Raw genomic sequence first — 17,633 nt, 5'->3', positions numbered from 1 at the left:
AGAAACGATAGAATAACGATGGAGAAATGCCGGTGGGAAAAGCCGGGAAAGGAGATAGGGATGGAAGATCAGAAGAAGCGGGTATACGATGCGTTGGATCGTTTGAAAATTAAATATGAAGTGGTGGAACATGAGCCGGTACATACGATGGAAGACATGGATCGTTTGGGCCTTCCGGAAAAAGGAACCCTTTGTAAGAATCTGTTTCTGAGAGATTCGAAAGGAAAGCGTCACTTTCTCGTGACCTGCGATGAGAAGAAGCAGGTGGATTTAAAAAGTCTGGGAAAACAGCTGGGTGGAGGTAATTTAAGCTTTGCATCCGAAGAAAGACTGGAGAAATATCTTGGACTTAAGCAGGGAAGCGTCTCACCTTTTGGATTGATGAATGACGCAGATCACGCAGTGGAATTCTTTATCGATAAGGACTTAAGCCGCTGTAAAAGCCTTGGAATTCATCCATTAGAGAATACGGCAACCGTATTTTTATCCTTTAAAGATTTGGATAAATTCCTGTGGGATTTGGATGTAGATGTAATTAAGGTGAAATTATAATGCCATAAAAGAATAATGTTTTAAGGATATTTTGACGATAGAAATTGTCAGAATGTCCTTTTTTATTACAGCAAAATAGAAACTTCTTTTGCAGGTATTTCAGAACAGGCTTTGATAAATAAGCGGCAAAAAATTGGAATTAAGGCCATTAAGCCAGAAGTATGCAGGAAACAAATACATTTTTTATTTGTGAAGAATTCGCAAACCCACACGATGAAGCCGGAGATCTGTATGGACAGATTCATTATCTACCGGAGAAGATTTTATTAAACGCAGACGCAAAGGAAGAATAGAAGAAAGCGACTCTTCTTCATGAGTTGATTCATGCTATGGATGAAATCTATAGCATTGGGCTGGAAGAAAAACAAGTTGAAAACCTTGGCAATGTATGGAAGTAATTATGGATTGGTTATAGAAAATTTTAGCAAATAAAATTTTGAAGAAAAAGGCTTCGTTTACAATTAAAATACTCGCAAATCTCGAAAAATCGTTGTGAAATTTTAATAGTTTTTTAATTGCATGTTCTGGGAATGGGAAGTAGAATAGAGAAAGTGATGTCAGAAGGACAAAACGGAAAGTGAGGCACTCAGCATATGGAACAACAGCAGAATAGTCAGGTTCCGCCGATGCAGCAGGAAAGTTACGGGAAACGCCTGTGGAATCTGTGGGGACCAGTTGTAATAAAATGGGCGGTAAGTTTTGGTGTGACGATGGTCGCAATGGGAATTATTAGTTTTATGTATATGTATTCTCATTATGATGTGGCTATGAGCGCACTGTCGGATGAAAGTGTGATGATGGCACTATATGAGAAAATCTTGAAGATTTATGCAAAGTACACCACCTGGGTTGAGGGAGCGGCAGCGCTGGCAACGATTCCTGTGATGCTTCTTTGGTTTCACAAGGATCGAGTGAGGGAGAAAATGATGGGGATTGTTCCGAATAAAAAAGCGCCGCTGTGGAAATATATTCCGCAGCTTCTGATGGCGTTGACATTTTGTGTGGCGGCGAATAATCTGATATTAATTGGAAATCTTTCTTCCGTTAGCGCGGGATATGAAGAGACGATGGATGCTCTTTATACAGCTCCGCTTGGTGTTCAGATTCTGTCTTTGGCTATCTTGATTCCGATTTGTGAAGAACTTGTTTTTCGAGGTCTCCTGTTCAAGCGGCTGCGTATGCAGGGGGGATTTATGCAGGCGGCTATGTATTCGGCAGTAGTGTTCGGATTTTTGCACATGAATCTGGTTCAGATGATTTACGGATTCCTGCTGGGACTGATGTTTGCTTATATTTATGAAAAATATGGTTCTGTGAAAGCGCCAATTCTTGCGCATGTTTCTATGAATCTATTGTCGGTGCTGGCGACGGAGTATCGACTGTACGAATGGCTTGCCGAGGATATGATGCGCCTTGGGGTTGTCACAGTAGTATGTGCAACTGTGGCTGCTGCAATGTTTACATTTGTGCAAAGGATTGAAGAAAAGCCAGAACCAGTTTTAACTGTTCCTGATCAGGAATAAAAGAAACGGGGAGTCTTTGGGGAGAACGAAAATGTTACAAAAATATTAAAAAATATTGCAATTTGCGGTGTAGTAGGCTATAATCGTTTCTAGGTATAGTTTTACTATATCGTTTTTGCGTTAGGAAAAAAGAGGAATAATTGATAAAGGATGGTTGAAAATATGAAGAAATTTGGAGGCAGACTGATTACTGCAGTGGTTGCAAGTTCATTGATCGTGACACCGGTTATTGCAGCTCCTTCTGTGGATGAGCTGGAGCAGAATAAAAAAGAAGCCCAGAGTGAAGTGAATTCTCTTCAGTCAGAATTGACGTCCGTAATGAATGAGCTAAGTCAGATTGAGAGTGATCTGATTAGCGTTGGGGAGGAAATTACGAAAAAAGAAGGGGAACTTGTCGTAGCGGAAGAAGAAGAGCAGCAGCAGTATGAAGATATGAAACTCCGTATCAAATATATGTATGAAGCCGGCGGAACCAGTGCTTTTGAAAGTCTGGTGGCATCAGAAGATTTTTCGGATTTTGTAAATAATGCCGAATATGTTCAGAATGTACACAGTTATGACAGACAGAAGTTGGCGGAGTACGTAGAGACGAAAGAGAAAATCGAAACCCTTAAGAGTGATCTGGAAAAGGATCAGAAAGAGATAGAAAGCAAACAGGCAGAGTATGAAGAAAAAGGAAATAACCTGGATGCAATGATTACATCTAAGTCCGCTGAAGTAGCAGATCTGGATGCGCAGATTCAGCAGGCGGCAGCAGAGGCTGAGGCAGAACGTCAGAGACGGGAGGCGGAAGCAGCAGCTGCGGCAGCACAGAATAATCCGCAGCGGCCGACAACTCCGAATCCTTCTAACCCGAATCCGGGAAATGGAGGTGGCGGTGGAAATACAGCGCCATCTGTTGATCCGGGATCTGTAGTAGGTCGTGCACAGAGTCAGCTTGGCAAACCATATCAGTGGGGGGCGTGCGGACCGAATAGTTTTGACTGCTCTGGTTTTGTAAGTTATTGCCTGACAGGAAGATTTGCGCGTTTGGGAACGACATTGACATTCATGGGATGGCCAAGAGTCAGCAATCCACAGCCGGGAGATGTGTGTACAACAACCACGCATTGCGGAATTTATATTGGAAATGGGCAGATGATTCATGCGCCTCAGACAGGTGATGTGGTAAAAGTTTCTCCGGTACGATCCAACATGATCTATGTTCGTTACTAATTGTCAGTGATGTCCGGTCATTCAAACTGGAGAATGAAAAAGAAAGAAGAAAGTACAGATAAAAAGCCTTGCATATGCAAGGCTTTTGTGCTATCATATTAAAGTCGCAAAAATCACGCATTTGTTTGTCCGAGATGGTGCCAAAGCTTAGAAATAAGCCGGTTTCGCGGACTTACAACATATGCGGAAGTAAAAAACCAAATGGAGGAAAGAAACATGAGCGTTATTTCAATGAAGCAACTTTTAGAAGCAGGTGTTCACTTTGGACATCAGACAAGAAGATGGAACCCTAAGATGGCTCCGTACATCTACACAGAGAGAAATGGTATCTACATCATCGACTTACAGAAATCTGTAGGAAAAGTAGATGAAGCTTATCAGGCAGTATCTGATATTGCAGCAGATGGCGGAACAATCCTGTTCGTAGGAACTAAGAAACAGGCTCAGGATGCTATCAAGACAGAAGCTGAACGTTGTGGAATGTATTTTGTAAATGAGAGATGGCTTGGAGGAATGCTTACAAACTTCAAGACAATCAAGAGCAGAATTGCACGTCTGAAAGATATCGAAAGAATGTCTGAAGATGGAACATTCGATGTACTTCCAAAGAAAGAAGTTATCCAGATCAAAAAAGAGTGGGAGAAGCTTGAGAAGAACCTTGGCGGAATCAAAGATATGAAGAATCTGCCAGATGCAATCTTTGTAGTAGATCCTAAGAAAGAGAAGATCTGTGTACAGGAAGCTCATACATTGGGAATTCCGCTTATCGGTATCGCTGATACAAACTGTGATCCAGAAGAACTGGACTACGTAATCCCAGGTAACGATGATGCAATCCGTGCAGTAAAATTAATCGTTTCCAAGATGGCAGATGCTGTTATCGAAGCAAACCAGGGAATGACTGGAGAAGAGGGATACGAAGAAGCTGCTGAGGAAGCTTACGCAGAGGAAACAGTAGAAGAGTAAGATTAGCATTTCAATTTCACGATGTATGGAGGAAAAGAAGATGGCAGTTACAGCTAGTATGGTAAAAGAGTTAAGAGAGATGACCGGAGCAGGAATGATGGACTGCAAGAAAGCTCTTAATGAGACAAATGGTGATATGGACGCAGCAATCGAGTTCTTAAGAAAGAACGGACAGGCTAAGGCTGAGAAGAAAGCTGGAAGAATTGCAGCAGAGGGTATCGTTATGGCTGGTGTGAAGGAAGATAAGACAGCAGCTATCGTAGAAGTAAACTCTGAGACAGACTTCGTAGCTAAGAATGCTGATTTCCAGGCATATGTTCAGGCAGTTGTAAATCAGGCGCTTGCAACAAATGCAGCAGATATGGATGCATTTATGGCAGAGGCATGGAATGAAGATGCTTCTAAGACTGTAAAAGATGTTCTGACAGAGAAGATCGCAGTGATCGGTGAGAACTTAAATATCAGAAGATTTGAGAAAATCGAAGCTGAGGGATGCGTTGTATCTTACATCCACGGTGGCGGACGTATCGGTGTTCTTGTTGAGGCTGATACAGATGTTGTTAACGATGAGATCAAGACATGCTTAAAGAATGTAGCTATGCAGGTAGCAGCAATGTCTCCGAAGTATGTATCTCGTGATGAAGTAGAGCAGGATTTCTTAGAGCATGAGAAAGAGATTCTTCTTGCACAGGCTAAGAAAGAGAATCCAAACAAGCCAGACAATATCATTGAGAAGATGATCATCGGACGTCTGAACAAAGAGATGAAAGAGATCTGTCTGTTAGACCAGACATACGTACAGGACAGCGACCTTACAGTTGCTAAATACGTAGAGAAAGTTGCAAAAGAGAACGGTGCTAACGTAACAGTTAAGAAATTCGTTCGTTTTGAGACTGGTGAAGGACTTGAGAAGAAGAACGAGGACTTCGCAGCAGAAGTTGCAGCTCAGATGGGTAAATAATCCCTGTTTTGAATAACTTTTAAGAGAATTTGATAGACCCTTGAAAACCTAGTGTTTTCAAGGGTTTTCTCATTTATAGTCCCATCCTTATAATTTCCTTATATTTCTCCTTTATCTTATATAACAGAGCAGGAAAGGAGAAATGACAATGAAAGAAAAAAACAGTGCCGGATATAATGAGAATCTGGTGGAAATGAATCACATAACAAAAGTATTTCACAAGCAAAGGGCGATAGATCAAGTGTCTCTTTGTATCCCAAAGAATTGTGTATACGGTCTTCTCGGACCCAATGGGGCGGGGAAATCGACGTTACTAAAATGTCTGACAGGAATGCTTAGACCTACAAAAGGGGAGATATTGTTTGACGGTTATCTGTGGACAAGGGAAGATTTAAATCATATCGGAGCGTTGGTTGAGACACCGCCTATTTACGAAAATTTAAGTGCGTGGGAGAATCTAAAAGTACGTACGCTTCTTTTGGGACTTCCGGACAGCAGGATTGAGGAAGTGTTGAAAGTGGTTCGCCTCACGAACACAGGGAAGAAAAAGGCAGGTGCATTTTCGCTTGGAATGAAACAGCGTCTTGGAATTGCTATTGCGCTTTTGAACCATCCGAAACTGCTTGTGTTGGATGAACCGGTCAATGGGCTTGATCCGGTTGGTATACAGGAGCTTCGAGAACTCATTTGTCAGTTTCCCGAAGAAGGGATTACAGTACTTGTGTCCAGCCATATATTAAGTGAGATTGAGCAAATAGCAGACAAAATCGCAATCATCGTAGATGGCAGGGTTCACTATGAGGGAAATATTTCTGATGGCGATAATCTGGAAGCCTTGTTTATGGATATCGTAAGAAAAGCAACAAGGGAGGAAATGTAAGGATGATCGGACAATATTTAAAGGCGGAAGCTTTGAAACATAAGCACACATCCATGTTAAAACTTTTGATTTTGATGCCGGTTGTCTGTGCTATGCTGGCGGCAGTTCTTACCCATGTGTTTTTCGCGGTGGATGGTTATAATTGGTGGTATATGGGGATGTATCCGGGATTGATAGCGCTGAGCTGCGGAATGCTTGTCGGGAAAGAGAAGAAGATGAAAAATCGGGCGATCTTAGCGTTACCCTGTGATATGGGAAGGATTTGGGATGCAAAAGTATTGTATGGAATCTTGGTCTCCGGAGCAGCGATGGTTCTTCTTATGATTCTTGTGATTGGAATCGCATTTTTATTGGAACATGTCCTAAATGTTACCTTTATTATTCGACCGTCTCTTTTTTCGCAATTGGAGGCAGGAGTGCTTCTTTGGCTGTCTTTTGGCTGGCAGATTCCGTGGTGCCTGCTATTGGCGCAGAGGTTTGGAAGAACCGTTATGTTGTTGCTTCATGTGATACTATGTAATGTGATGGCAATCTTTTTGTCATTATCACCAATTTATATGTTGTTCCCGGGGGCGATTGGAGCCAGAATGATGTGTCCGGTGCTAAGCATTCTTCCCAATGGACTTCCGGCACAGTCGGGTGAAATGACGTTTGCGCCGAGGCTTATGGATAGCTCCAGTATTCCCATCGGAATGGTGGCGTCTGTGATATGGTTTCTTTTGTTGTGGGGGGTTGGCAGAATCGATTATGAAAGAAGGATGAAAAGGGTATGAGACAGTTTGTAAGGTTATGTATTGGGGAGTGTTATAAGACGAAGCACACCATCATTCCAGCGCTTCATATAGGGATTCCACTGGTGGGCAGCGTGGCACTGCTGCTTTATCACCACTTTTCCAAGGTGGAGACGATGGTACAGTTATCAACCTTTTCGCAGTTGATCGGACTTGCCTTTCCTTTCATTGTCAGTCTTGTCTGCGCCTGTCAAATAGCGCTGGAAGAAGGTAATCACTTCCAGACCTTTTTAGGAGGAAGTGGAGGCTGGCTTCATTCCTTTTGGGCAAAGTGTCTGGTGCTTCAAATCGCAGGGGGAGCATCGGTGGTGATCGGTATGGGTTCCTTTGCGTTGGGAGAAAGCTATCTTCTTGGGAATGTAGATCTTCCCAGTATATTATATATGGAGATAGCGGCAGGACTATGGCTTGGAAGTCTGATACAATATCCGATTCATCTATTTTTGAATCTGCGGTTTTCGCAGTCGGTGTCTATGGGAATTGGCGTGATCCAGTCTGTATTGGCAGCCCTTCTTATCACTGGGCTTGGAGAAGGAATCTGGCAGTTTCTTCCCTGCTCTTGGAGCATTCGGTTCTCAGCGGAGATTCTAAAAAGATTTCTCGGTTTGGGAACAGACTTCGGACGGGGAATCTTTGGATTGATAAGTATCAGTGTTTGTGCCATAATTTCTCTATGGTTTCAATATAGGGGAGAACTGGCAGCAGCTTCCGCACATGCAGAATAGGAGAGAGGATGTGAGATGGTGGAAAATATAAGGATTCATATATTGGTTGTGGATGATGACAGAGGAATCTTGGAATTAGTCCGAAGGAGTCTGGAACATGAAGGATATCAGGTGGACACCATCGAAGATCCTAACGTGGTGCTTAAAATAAATCTTGAGTGGTACCAGTTGATTATTTTAGATGTGATGATGCCTAAGATGGATGGGTTTTCGCTTTGCGCAGAGCTTAGAAATCGAGTGGACTGTCCGATTTTATTTTTGACTGCGAAAAGCGAAGAAGGTGATCTCATAAAGGGACTTGGAGCTGGCGGAGACGATTATATTACGAAACCTTTTGGAATCGGTGAACTTCGGGCGCGGGTTGCGGCACATCTTCGAAGAGAAAAAAGAGAGCGCAAACATTTATTGGAAGCAGGCGGCGTACAGTTTCAAATTCAGGCAAAGAAAATGTCATATCAAGGAAGAGAGATTCCCATGACGAAAAGCGAGTATGCAATTTGTGAATATCTGGCAGTAAACTTAGGGCAGGTCTTTTCAAAAGAGCGCATTTATGAGGCGGTGTACGGGTATGATGGGGAGAGTGATGCTTCTGCTATCACAGAACATGTGAAAAATATCCGTGCAAAATGCAAACAATATGGACTGGAACCGATTGAGACAGTGTGGGGGATTGGATATCGATGGAAGGCAGAGTAAAAGAAAGAACACTGACAGGGATGTTTTTAAAATATATGGTGATCTTTTGTGTTAATACGGTGTTGATCGTCGTCGGCGCGTACATGGTCCTTGTCCTTCTGGCAGCGACAGGACAGGTGCTTCCGGCAAATTATTCTGAGCAATGGCTCAATGACCATACAGAAGATATCCGTATGGCAGAAGATGTGGGAGAGATTCCATTTCCGGCAGGCTGTGAGTATGGTGTATATACAGAAGAAGGTAAATGGTTATACGGAACGCTGGATCAAAAGAGTCGTTCCCAAGTGTGGAAATGTTATCAGAAGAAAGATATGTCCTCTCAAGAAGGATACTACCGATTTATTCTGCGCTCAGAGCAGGAAGTCTGCATTGTGAAGTATCATTTGCGGATGCGATATACAATAGAACCGCTGAATCACATGTTACCGAATATGGAACTTTTGCTTCCGCTTGTCATGCTTTTGGCCTTTGTTCTTCAGTCGGTGCTTCTGGCAAGGAGATTTGCAAGAACGATGAGGGTGCGCTTGGAGCAGTTAAATGAAGTGACTCGGAAGATTTCAGAAAATGATCTGGAATTTGAAGTTGGCGTCTCAGATGTAAAGGAAATGAATAACGTACTCTGTTCGCTTGGGCATATGAAAGAAGCACTTCAAGTGTCTTTAAAGAGACAGTGGGATCTGGAAAGTGAACACAAAAGAAAAATGCAGGCGCTGGTACACGATATTAAGACGCCGCTTACCATTATCAAAGGAAATGCAGAGCTTGCAGAAGAGGATCTGGAAGCATTAAGAGAAGAAGCGTATCATTTGGAGCATGGACAGGTGCTGCAAAGTGTGGGAGAGAGTCAAAGACAGATTGTGGAGTACACAAAAGAGGTGGAAAAGTATCTGGATAAGATGCGTCTTCTTTTGAACGATCAGGAATCTGCGGAACAGGAAATCTGTATCAGCAGTGAGAAGCTTCAAGGACAATTAAAAATACTGGCAGAGCAGATGGCATCAGCAAAACATATGCCTTTGATGGTTTGGTGTTGCAAATCAGATACCGTGATACAGGTGAATTTGGAGCAGCTAAAGAGGGCATGGAGAAATGTGCTTTCGAATGCTTTGGAATATACGGACATAGAGCAGGGAATAGATATCAAAATGACAGAGAGCATGAAAGAGGGCATTCCATATCTCTGTGCGAAAGTGCGTGATTATGGACATGGATTTACAAAAGAAGATTTGGAATTTGCTACGGAAGAATTTTATCGCGGAGATAAAAGCAGACATGACAGGAATCATCAGGGACTGGGGCTTGCGATCGTAAAGCGTTTTATAGAGGCACAGGGAGGATTTCTGGAGCTTGGCAATTCTAAGGAGGGGCAAGGCGCAGAAGTGACTTTGTGGGTGAGAGGAGAGGCAAAATGAAAATCATTACGTTAATGGAAGATACGGTAGGAAAGGAAGGGGCTTTGGCAGAGCACGGACTATGTCTCTATATAGAAACAAAGCACCATAAATTGCTTGTAGATACCGGTCAATCAGAGCTCACGTGGGAAAATGCGAAGAGGCTGGGCGTGGATCTTTCGAAAATAGATACGATTGTTATCAGTCACGGACATTATGATCATACAGGTGGCTTGATAAGTTATGCCAAGAATTTTGGACATGCAGATATTTATATGCAGAAAAAAGGGGCAGGATATTACTATCACGGAGACAGATATATCGGAATTGACCGCTAGATTTTAAATCTTCCGAAGCTTCATTTAATAGAGGGGGACTGTGTGATTGATGAAGAGCTGGAGCTATTTTCGGATATTACGGGGAGAAAATACTGGCCAAAGAGCAATCTGGAGCTTTCAGAAAAGATAGAGGGCAGAGAATTACAGGATCATTTTCAACATGAGCAATGTCTTGTCGTAAAGAATGGAAATGAGAAAATCTTAGTTTCCGGCTGTGCCCACAATGGGATCTTAAATATTCTGGAACGGTTCGAAACGATTTATCATACACATCCGGATAAGGTGGTCAGTGGATTCCATATGATGAAGAAAACAGGGTATACCGAGGAAGAGAAAGAGATCATAAGAAATACAGCCAAGCAGCTTCAAACATATCCAACAGTTTTCTATACCGGACATTGTACGGGGCGGGAGGCATTTGAGATGATGAAAGAGGTTATGGGTGATCAGCTTTTTTGGATTCATTCGGGTGATCGGATTGTATAGGGAGGTGAAGAAAAACTTCATCTCCCTTTTGCCTGCTTGATGGAATAGGAAGCGGTAGAAATATTGGGTGAGATCTTTGATGATTGATGGACGAAATCCTTGTAACGTGATAGTATATGGAAGGAAAAAGAAAGGAGCGGCAGGCAGATGGGGATGAAAGACAGGATCCCGAAAGGATTCTATAAGCTATTTGGAAGTAAATATACAGAATATTATCAGCAGTGTCTTCTTGCTGTCTATGAGGAATCTGGAAGCTCGTACTCTCTTTTAGGGCTTACGGAAGAGGAGTGCCACATGCTGATCCAGGAGACGATGACAAAGCTTTCCATGGATTTTAGCCAGGAACAGATGGACGAGGAAGGAGAGATCCTGACAAGATCGACGATACCGTCCGTGTTTTTACGCCATTTTGAAGAGTGGGGATGGCTGAAAAGAGATTATGATGAAGTGCTCAACTGTTATGTCGTGTCTTTTCCGGATTACAGCCAGCTTTTTTTAGAGCTGTTTTGCCGGCTTTACCGTGAAGAGGAGAGCAAAGAGCGAGAAAGCATTTTGACCGTCTATAGTCATTTGTTTACTTATAGTTCTGATCCGGAGAAGAATAATGAGATTCTAAAGAGTGCGCTTACATCTTCGAGGAGACTTCTGCAAATGCTGTCCAATATGCAGGATGGAATTCGGGGATATTTTGATGAGCTGTCGAAGCAGAAGACGTTTCTGGGAGTTCAGGAGGTTCTGATTCAGGAGATCAATAACAGCGACAGCAGGAAGTACGCCATTCTGACTACGACAGACAGCTTTTATCGGTATAAAGAGGCGGTGAAAGAGCTGATTGATCAAAATATCGAAGAAAATGAACTTAGAAAGCTGAAGTTTGAGGAAGAAAGACGGATGTCAGAAGAAGGAACGCCCAAGTGGATCAAATGGAACAGGGAAGCTTTGAGCTGTGAAGAAGCGATGGAGATTCTAAGGCGGATTGAACGGGAGTTTGACGCCATCGAGAGGCGTTATAATAAATTGATTGAGCAGAAGATGACCTTTGCCAAGCGGGCGGCTGCAAGAATCCGCTATATTCTGATTGAGGGAGACGAGCAGGAAGATCCGGTGAAGGCACTGGTGAAGCTTTTGAATGAAAGTGGAAGGAAAGAGGAGATCCTTGATGAGTGTGCCAAGCGAATCAGTCTGACAGAGCGATTCCAGACGGTGACAGAAAAAGGACTGTATCGTCCGAAAGGGACGGAAAAGAAAGGATTTCATCCGGTCTCTGTGACGCCGGAAGGAAAAGGCGATGAGGCGTTAGAGGAATTCGTGTTAAAACCGCTTTATACCAATGCAGAAATCGACAGCTTTTGGAGGGAAAATGAAAAAGACGGGGCATTTCGGGCAACGACAGATACGGTACGTTCGGTGGAAGATTTGGAAAAGCTGTTTTTCGTGTGGCAGGAAATGACGCAGGTGGCGGAAGAGTCTTTAGACATCCATTTGGATCAAGAGATAGAAAGCGAGGGAGGATTCCGGTATTCGGGATTGTCCATTGAAAGGAAATAGTATGAGATATTTAGAAGAACTGTCTGTAACAGAGGCAGAAAAACTGAAGAAAACAATCTTAAGCCTGCTTCGGCAGACTTGTATTTTGCGGGAAAAATATGATCCTGTGACATTGGCGCCAAGCGGGAACGAGCAGTATGAGACCTGTATCAGGCATCGGGAATTTATCTGCCAGTACCTGGATGTGATTGGCTGTGAGCTTCTTCACGATCCCCAGGAGTGCATTTTTCGTGTAGTTGGAGAAGGATTGGAGACCGAGCGGATTTCCAGAACTACAACGATCATTATGCTGTTGATCAAGATGATTTACCATGACAAGATTATGGGGAATGGTTTGGCGGCGACGGTTACAAATCTGGAAGAAATCAGAGAGTACGGGAGAAATTCAAATCTACTGAATGAAAAGTTGACTACAAGTGAGTGGAGTGAAGCACTGTGGATGATGAAAAAGCATCAGATGATCGAATATCCGGGAGCAGTCAGAGAGCTGGAAGATCATACGCCGATTTATATCTACAGTACGATTCATCTGTATTTTAGTTCGGCGATGGTGAATGAATTGCTGGAAGACTACAAAGAGGAGGAAGAAAATGGCGCAGGCGAAGAAATTATTCCGCAGGATGCTGTTGAGTAACTGGGGAGGAATTGAACATAAAATTTTGGAATTCCATGAATATGTCAATCTCTTCAGCGGCAAGAGCGGATCTGGAAAATCTACGGTGATGGATGCCATGCAGGTGATTTTGTATGGAAGTGTCAGGAACGATTTCCTAAACCGGGCGGCGGACGATACCAAAAATAAAAGAAGTGTACTAAGTTATCTTAGAGGGGAACAAAAAGACGGGACTGCCAATCGAGGAAACGTAGACTTTTGTTCCCAGATTGTGATGGAGATTGAAGATACCGGAGCGCAGGAGCATGTTTGTGTTGGCGTTGTGTTTGAAGTGGGGAAACAGGATCAGGATCTGAAGAATTACTGTTTTTTCAGCCATACCGGAAGAATTCCGGAGCATGAGTATCTGACGGAAGCGGGAGTGCCCTATTCCCGTGCGCAGATTAAGACCGTGGTGGAAGAACGGGGAAAGGAGCAGGTGCTGTTCCTGAAAGGAAATATCAATCGCATGTATCCCTCTCAGGAATCCTATCGCAACACTCTGTGTGAAGTGATTTTTGGCGGGGTAGAACCGGGAAGATTCAAAACAATGGAAAAAAGTGCCATTGCACTTCGAATGTCTGACGGTACCGGCCAGTTTATCAAAGATTATATGTTTCCCAAGAGTAAGGAGGATACGATTGCGGCTATCAGTGAACAGCTGGGAGCATACCGCGAGATCAAGGAACGAGTAGAAGATCTGGAGCAGAAGATGACCCTGTTAGATGCGATTCAGGAACATTCTCGCCGGAAAGTGAACATTCAGGCAGATCAGGTAAGGGTGGAGGCGCTGCTTCGCATACTGGAGGCGGAGACGGAAAAAGCCCATCTTGCTGCGACAAAGGAAGAATTGGAACGAATTGAGGAACAGCAGAAGAAGCAGGAAGAACAGAGTCTGCGTTTAAGAGAGAAAGAAGAGGCGCAGCGGAATACACTGGTGGAAGTACGTGCGGAAATAAGGTCCAGTGACTATGGAAAGAAACAGGAAGAATTAAAGCAGATCGAAGAAATGTGTAAATCCTATGCGCTGGATTTGGAGACCTGGAAAGATCTGGTGTGCCGGCTGCGCAAATGGGAGAATACAGAAGAGATCAGTGATTTTGTCAGCAATCCTACGCTTCAGTTGTTAGAAGAGGTCTGTGAAGGAGAAAGCTCAGAAGAACAGGTAGAGCGCTTAAAGCAAGGGCTTTCGGAAGCGTTTGAATCGATCCAGGAAGAGCATACCCAGCTTTTGGCAGATGTGGCCAAAATGAAGAAGGAAGAAAAAGAGAAGCGGGAGGTTGCAGAAGAATTAAGACAGGACAGAAAGCCTTACGATAAGCGGCTTAGAAGTGTGAGAAAGAAACTTCAGTCTGCCTTAAGTGACCGCTATCAAACACCAGTAACCGTTTCGGTTTTTGCCGATCTATTCGATATTACAGATGAGGACTGGAAGAACGCAGTGGAGGCGCGTCTGGGAAGAATTCGCTTCGGGCTGGTGACAGAGCCAAGATATGCGCTGGAAGCGGCGAAAATTCTTCGGAAGCTTCAAGGACACGAGTATGAGAATATTACCTTAATCAATACTGCGGCGATTAGTCGGGATGAGCCGACAGCGGAAAAAGGGACGTTGTACGAGTCAGTGAAGACAGAATATTCTTATGTAGATCTCTGTCTAAAGCGGTATCTGGGACACATTTACAAATGCAATTCGGTAGAAGAACTACATGAAGTGCGAGATGGAATTACGAAAGATTGTTATGCTTACAGTAACTATATGTTCCGACATTTGCGAAAAGAGGAGTATGCTTATCCTTATATTGGAACCAGAGTTTCCAAGCGACAGTTAAAAGAACTGGAAGAAGAGATTCTTGTGCTGGAAGAACAGCGCATTGCAAAAACGCAGGAGGCGCTTACTCTGAAGCAGGTATGGGAATTGGAGCGGCTTAACAATTACCAGACGAAACAGCTGATTCGTCTTGCAGGTTCCCAGGAACGGCTGGAAGAACTCTCTGGGAGAGCGGATACACTGAATCAGGAGATGAAAACGCTTCGGGACGGTACCCGGATTCAAGAACTGCAGCGTGCAGAACAACAACTCCTTCAGGAGGCGAAAGAGCTTGGTGAAGCCCTTGAACACATACAGGCGGAACAGATCCGCTCGGCGGACAGACATGGGAATTTAAAGAAGACGTTCCAGGAATTAGAGGGACATCTTAGGGAGTTGGAGATAGGATTTGTCCCAGATCCATCTTTTGTAGAAGAGGTGCAAATGGTGTTAGAGCGGCAGGAAGCTGTGAGCTTTAAGAGACAGAAGCAAAAAGAATTATTCCGGCTTAAGGAACAGGAAGAGGAAGAAACAGATCAGTTATTCCTTGCCAGAAATCAGTTTAACCGTGCCTATCCTATGTATGGATTCACATCGAATGAGAAAGAGAACCAGGTGTACGATCAGCTTCTGGCAGAATGTAGAAGAGATTTTCAGCCGGCCTATAAAGAGGCATTTGAAAATCAGTGCGCCATGGTATATCGTAGCCTTCGGGAAAACGTAATTGCATCCATTCATGGAGAAATCAAAGCGGCATTTCGGCATCGTAGAGAGATCAATCGAATGTTGGCAAAGATTAAGTTTTCAGACAGTATTTATCAGATTGATATTCTTCCGGCTGATGATGAAAATGCACAGTTCTATGAGATGCTGATGGCAGAAGAACTGGATATGAAGCTTTTAGGGGAGCAGCAGATCGAAGGCCAGATGACCTTCGGGCAGGATGCATTTTATCAGAAATATGAAAGAGAAATTCTGCGCTTGACTGAAAAATTTATGCCTCCTCGCCACGAAGATCCGAAAGGGAAAAGTGCACATCAAAAAACGATGGAGAAATACGCAGATTACCGAACCTATCTGAAATTCAGCATGTATGAAAAAGTAGTGGATGAAAACGGGAACGTGAAGAAGAACCCGGTGGATGAGATGGCAGGCCGAGATTCCGGAGGAGAAGGACAGAATCCGAAATACGTAGCTCTTCTTGCGGGGTTTGCAATGCTTTATATGCAGCAGAACAACCGGGAGTCCAAGATTCGTCTGGTACTTCTTGACGAGGCATTTTCTAAGATGGATAAGGAGCGAAGTGAAGTGTGTCTGCGCTATGCGCGGGAATTGGATTTGCAGCTGATTGTCTGTGTGCCGGATGAGCGTCTACAGTCGCTTATTCGTAATGTGGACAGTGTGTATGGATTTAGAAGATCGAAAAATCGGATCTCTATGATGCACATCGATAAGGGAAATTATCTGCAGATGGTGAAAGGAGATCATAGATCGGTTTAAAAAATACGAGAGAAGGTATGAAATAATAAAAAAGTTCTTGACAGAGCTTTATGATGAATCTATAATAAGCACATATTAAAAATGAAGTGTGGCAAAGGCGCCGCAGGAGTAATCCTGCTGGCGCCTTTTTTCGTGTTGTTTTATAGAAAATGTCTGCACGGAACAAAAGGAAAGGGAGGAATTGCTTATGATTGAAACAATCAGTAATATGATCTACAAAATTGATGGAATGGTATGGGGCTGGTGGCTCATCATTCTTCTGTTCGGAACCCATATTTATATGACCATCCGTACAGGTTTTATTCAGAGAAAGACGATATCAAAAGGAATTAAGCTGTCCGTACAGAAGGATCCGGACGCAGAAGGTGAAGTTTCAAACTTCGGAGCACTGACCACTGCACTGGCAGCCACAATCGGAACCGGTAATATCGTAGGTGTGGGAACGGCAATTGCGCTTGGAGGACCGGGCGCGGTACTGTGGTGCTGGTTATCCGGTATTTTCGGAATCGCCACCAAATATTCCGAATCACTGATCGCTGTAAAATACCGGGTAAAAACAAAAGACGGACGTATGCAGGGAGGAGCTATGTATGCGCTGTCCAGAGGATTAAAATGGAAGAAACTCGGCAAAGTTCTTGGAATGATCTTCGCAGTATTTGCAGGATTCGCATCTTTTGGAATCGGATGTGCGACACAGGTAAATGCGATTGCCAATGTAGTGGAAGAGAATACGGGAGTACAGGGTTGGATCGTAGGTCTGGTCGTAGCAATACTCACAGCAATCGTTATTTTTGGAGGAATCAAATCTATCGCTACAGTATGTGAGAAGCTTGTTCCATTTATGGCTATCTTTTATGTGATCGGCTGTCTCATTATTCTGGGAATTAATTATGACTATATCCTTCCAGCCATCCAGACAATCTGCAAGCTTGCCTTTGCACCGGGTGCAGCAGCAGGCGGACTGGTAGGCACAGGTATTCGTTTGGCCATGCAGTACGGAATCGCAAGAGGACTTTTTTCTAACGAATCCGGTATGGGTTCCGCGCCAATTGCAGCAGCTGCTGCACAGACAAGAAATCCGGTTCGCCAGGCACTGGTATCTTCAACAGGTACTTTCTGGGATACCGTAGTTGTATGTCTGATGACAGGGCTGGTGCTTGTATCTACCATTATGAAAAACCCAAATATCAATGCTGATCAGATCAGCGATGGCGGAACCCTTACTACATTGGCGTTTGGACAGATTCCTGTATTTGGCCCTATCATCTTAACACTCGGAATCATCTGCTTTGCATATTCTACGATTCTCGGATGGGCTTATTACGGAGAACGTGCGGTAGAATATTTTGCAGGCCATAAAGGACTGATTCCATACCGCATTATTTATGTAGTTGTAGCAGGAATTGCACCGATTGTAGCATTGGATGTTGTGTGGGCGCTGGCAGATATTTTAAATGCACTGATGGCAATCCCGAACTTGATCGCAGTGCTGTTACTCTCTAATGTGATTGTGAAAGAGACAAAGAAATACATCAATGATCTGGATGCATGGAGCGATGAAGAAGTACCGGTTATTGAAGATTAACAGTTTGTTTTTTATAA

The 17,633-nt window shown here is 43.6% G+C and carries 17 protein-coding genes; all 17 read left to right on the top strand.

Features of this window, described 5'->3' with window-relative positions; all coding sequences use genetic code 11:
* The first annotated feature begins 60 nt into the window (after positions 1-60).
* The 17 genes from WKT00_RS03800 to WKT00_RS03720 all read left to right on the top strand — a co-directional run bounded on the left by WKT00_RS03800 (position 61) and on the right by WKT00_RS03720 (position 17,616).
* The gene (locus WKT00_RS03800) at positions 61-552 is read left to right on the top strand and encodes a prolyl-tRNA synthetase associated domain-containing protein (protein WP_101694737.1); all 492 of its coding nucleotides are present in this window, start codon (positions 61-63) and stop codon (positions 550-552) included.
* 161 nt (positions 553-713) lie between these two features.
* Positions 714-845, top strand: a complete 132-nt coding sequence (locus WKT00_RS03795; protein WP_274602422.1) for a hypothetical protein — start codon at positions 714-716, stop codon at positions 843-845.
* A gap of 300 nt (positions 846-1,145) precedes the next feature.
* Positions 1,146-2,075 carry a CPBP family intramembrane glutamic endopeptidase gene (locus WKT00_RS03790; RefSeq protein WP_101694079.1) on the top strand — a complete coding sequence of 310 codons (930 nt, stop codon included), beginning with the start codon at positions 1,146-1,148 and terminating at the stop codon, positions 2,073-2,075.
* A 162-nt stretch (positions 2,076-2,237) separates the two neighbouring features.
* A complete protein-coding gene (locus WKT00_RS03785; protein WP_173814364.1) occupies positions 2,238-3,290 on the top strand; it encodes a C40 family peptidase in 1,053 nt (350 codons plus the stop codon).
* 216 nt (positions 3,291-3,506) lie between these two features.
* Complete coding sequence (rpsB, locus tag WKT00_RS03780) at positions 3,507-4,256, top strand: 30S ribosomal protein S2 (protein ID WP_101694080.1); 750 nt, start codon at positions 3,507-3,509, stop codon at positions 4,254-4,256.
* A gap of 40 nt (positions 4,257-4,296) precedes the next feature.
* Complete coding sequence (gene tsf, locus WKT00_RS03775; protein WP_101694081.1) at positions 4,297-5,217, top strand: translation elongation factor Ts; 921 nt, start codon at positions 4,297-4,299, stop codon at positions 5,215-5,217.
* 148 nt (positions 5,218-5,365) lie between these two features.
* Complete coding sequence (locus WKT00_RS03770; RefSeq protein ID WP_101694082.1) at positions 5,366-6,097, top strand: lantibiotic protection ABC transporter ATP-binding protein; 732 nt, start codon at positions 5,366-5,368, stop codon at positions 6,095-6,097.
* A gap of 2 nt (positions 6,098-6,099) precedes the next feature.
* The gene (locus WKT00_RS03765; protein WP_101694083.1) at positions 6,100-6,870 is read left to right on the top strand and encodes a lantibiotic immunity ABC transporter MutE/EpiE family permease subunit; all 771 of its coding nucleotides are present in this window, start codon (positions 6,100-6,102) and stop codon (positions 6,868-6,870) included.
* Positions 6,867-7,613, top strand: coding sequence for a lantibiotic immunity ABC transporter MutG family permease subunit (locus tag WKT00_RS03760; protein ID WP_340261054.1), 747 nt, complete (start codon positions 6,867-6,869; stop codon positions 7,611-7,613). Before WKT00_RS03765 ends, WKT00_RS03760 begins: the two co-directional genes overlap by 4 nt.
* A 15-nt stretch (positions 7,614-7,628) precedes the next feature.
* Entirely contained in the window at positions 7,629-8,309 is a 681-nt protein-coding gene (locus WKT00_RS03755) for a response regulator transcription factor (RefSeq protein WP_340261052.1), read from the top strand.
* Positions 8,294-9,721, top strand: coding sequence for a sensor histidine kinase (locus WKT00_RS03750; RefSeq protein ID WP_340261050.1), 1,428 nt, complete (start codon positions 8,294-8,296; stop codon positions 9,719-9,721). The genes WKT00_RS03755 and WKT00_RS03750 overlap by 16 nt, the downstream gene beginning before the upstream one ends.
* Positions 9,718-10,038: an MBL fold metallo-hydrolase gene (locus tag WKT00_RS03745; RefSeq protein WP_244094104.1), complete on the top strand. Its 321-nt coding sequence runs from the start codon at positions 9,718-9,720 to the stop codon at positions 10,036-10,038. Before WKT00_RS03750 ends, WKT00_RS03745 begins: the two co-directional genes overlap by 4 nt.
* Positions 10,039-10,080: 42 nt before the next feature.
* Entirely contained in the window at positions 10,081-10,524 is a 444-nt protein-coding gene (locus WKT00_RS03740; RefSeq protein ID WP_244094103.1) for a hypothetical protein, read from the top strand.
* Positions 10,525-10,671: 147 nt separating this feature from the next.
* Positions 10,672-12,072 (top strand): Wadjet anti-phage system protein JetA family protein, encoded by a 1,401-nt coding sequence (locus WKT00_RS03735; RefSeq protein ID WP_101694088.1) that lies wholly within the window; start codon positions 10,672-10,674, stop codon positions 12,070-12,072.
* A 1-nt stretch (position 12,073) separates the two neighbouring features.
* Positions 12,074-12,706 (top strand): DUF4194 domain-containing protein, encoded by a 633-nt coding sequence (locus WKT00_RS03730; protein WP_101694089.1) that lies wholly within the window; start codon positions 12,074-12,076, stop codon positions 12,704-12,706.
* Positions 12,663-16,031 carry an SbcC/MukB-like Walker B domain-containing protein gene (locus tag WKT00_RS03725; protein WP_340261045.1) on the top strand — a complete coding sequence of 1,123 codons (3,369 nt, stop codon included), beginning with the start codon at positions 12,663-12,665 and terminating at the stop codon, positions 16,029-16,031. Before WKT00_RS03730 ends, WKT00_RS03725 begins: the two co-directional genes overlap by 44 nt.
* A gap of 187 nt (positions 16,032-16,218) precedes the next feature.
* Positions 16,219-17,616 carry an alanine/glycine:cation symporter family protein gene (locus WKT00_RS03720; protein ID WP_101694091.1) on the top strand — a complete coding sequence of 466 codons (1,398 nt, stop codon included), beginning with the start codon at positions 16,219-16,221 and terminating at the stop codon, positions 17,614-17,616.
* Positions 17,617-17,633 lie beyond the last annotated feature (17 nt).

Origin of the sequence: Dorea sp. ICN-14282 (assembly GCF_037890115.1) — a bacterium.
GTDB classification, from domain to species: Bacteria; Bacillota; Clostridia; order Lachnospirales; family Lachnospiraceae; genus Dorea_B; species Dorea_B phocaeensis.
Note: the sequence above shows the minus strand (reverse complement) of the source record. Positions and strands in the feature narration are given on the sequence as shown.

What these genes read in the sequence shown, in the direction of transcription:
- WKT00_RS03745 (WP_244094104.1), top strand. Translation starts at nt 9,718, where the DNA reads ATGAAAATCATTACGTTAATGGAAGATACGGTAGGAAAGGAAGGGGCT.
- WKT00_RS03760 (WP_340261054.1), top strand. Translation starts at nt 6,867, where the DNA reads ATGAGACAGTTTGTAAGGTTATGTATTGGGGAGTGTTATAAGACGAAG.
- WKT00_RS03755 (WP_340261052.1), top strand. Translation starts at nt 7,629, where the DNA reads ATGGTGGAAAATATAAGGATTCATATATTGGTTGTGGATGATGACAGA.
- WKT00_RS03800 (WP_101694737.1), top strand. Translation starts at nt 61, where the DNA reads ATGGAAGATCAGAAGAAGCGGGTATACGATGCGTTGGATCGTTTGAAA.
- WKT00_RS03720 (WP_101694091.1), top strand. Translation starts at nt 16,219, where the DNA reads ATGATTGAAACAATCAGTAATATGATCTACAAAATTGATGGAATGGTA.
- WKT00_RS03725 (WP_340261045.1), top strand. Translation starts at nt 12,663, where the DNA reads ATGGCGCAGGCGAAGAAATTATTCCGCAGGATGCTGTTGAGTAACTGG.
- WKT00_RS03735 (WP_101694088.1), top strand. Translation starts at nt 10,672, where the DNA reads ATGGGGATGAAAGACAGGATCCCGAAAGGATTCTATAAGCTATTTGGA.
- WKT00_RS03730 (WP_101694089.1), top strand. Translation starts at nt 12,074, where the DNA reads ATGAGATATTTAGAAGAACTGTCTGTAACAGAGGCAGAAAAACTGAAG.
- WKT00_RS03750 (WP_340261050.1), top strand. Translation starts at nt 8,294, where the DNA reads ATGGAAGGCAGAGTAAAAGAAAGAACACTGACAGGGATGTTTTTAAAA.
- WKT00_RS03785 (WP_173814364.1), top strand. Translation starts at nt 2,238, where the DNA reads ATGAAGAAATTTGGAGGCAGACTGATTACTGCAGTGGTTGCAAGTTCA.
- tsf (WP_101694081.1), top strand. Translation starts at nt 4,297, where the DNA reads ATGGCAGTTACAGCTAGTATGGTAAAAGAGTTAAGAGAGATGACCGGA.
- WKT00_RS03765 (WP_101694083.1), top strand. Translation starts at nt 6,100, where the DNA reads ATGATCGGACAATATTTAAAGGCGGAAGCTTTGAAACATAAGCACACA.
- WKT00_RS03790 (WP_101694079.1), top strand. Translation starts at nt 1,146, where the DNA reads ATGGAACAACAGCAGAATAGTCAGGTTCCGCCGATGCAGCAGGAAAGT.
- rpsB (WP_101694080.1), top strand. Translation starts at nt 3,507, where the DNA reads ATGAGCGTTATTTCAATGAAGCAACTTTTAGAAGCAGGTGTTCACTTT.
- WKT00_RS03795 (WP_274602422.1), top strand. Translation starts at nt 714, where the DNA reads ATGCAGGAAACAAATACATTTTTTATTTGTGAAGAATTCGCAAACCCA.
- WKT00_RS03770 (WP_101694082.1), top strand. Translation starts at nt 5,366, where the DNA reads ATGAAAGAAAAAAACAGTGCCGGATATAATGAGAATCTGGTGGAAATG.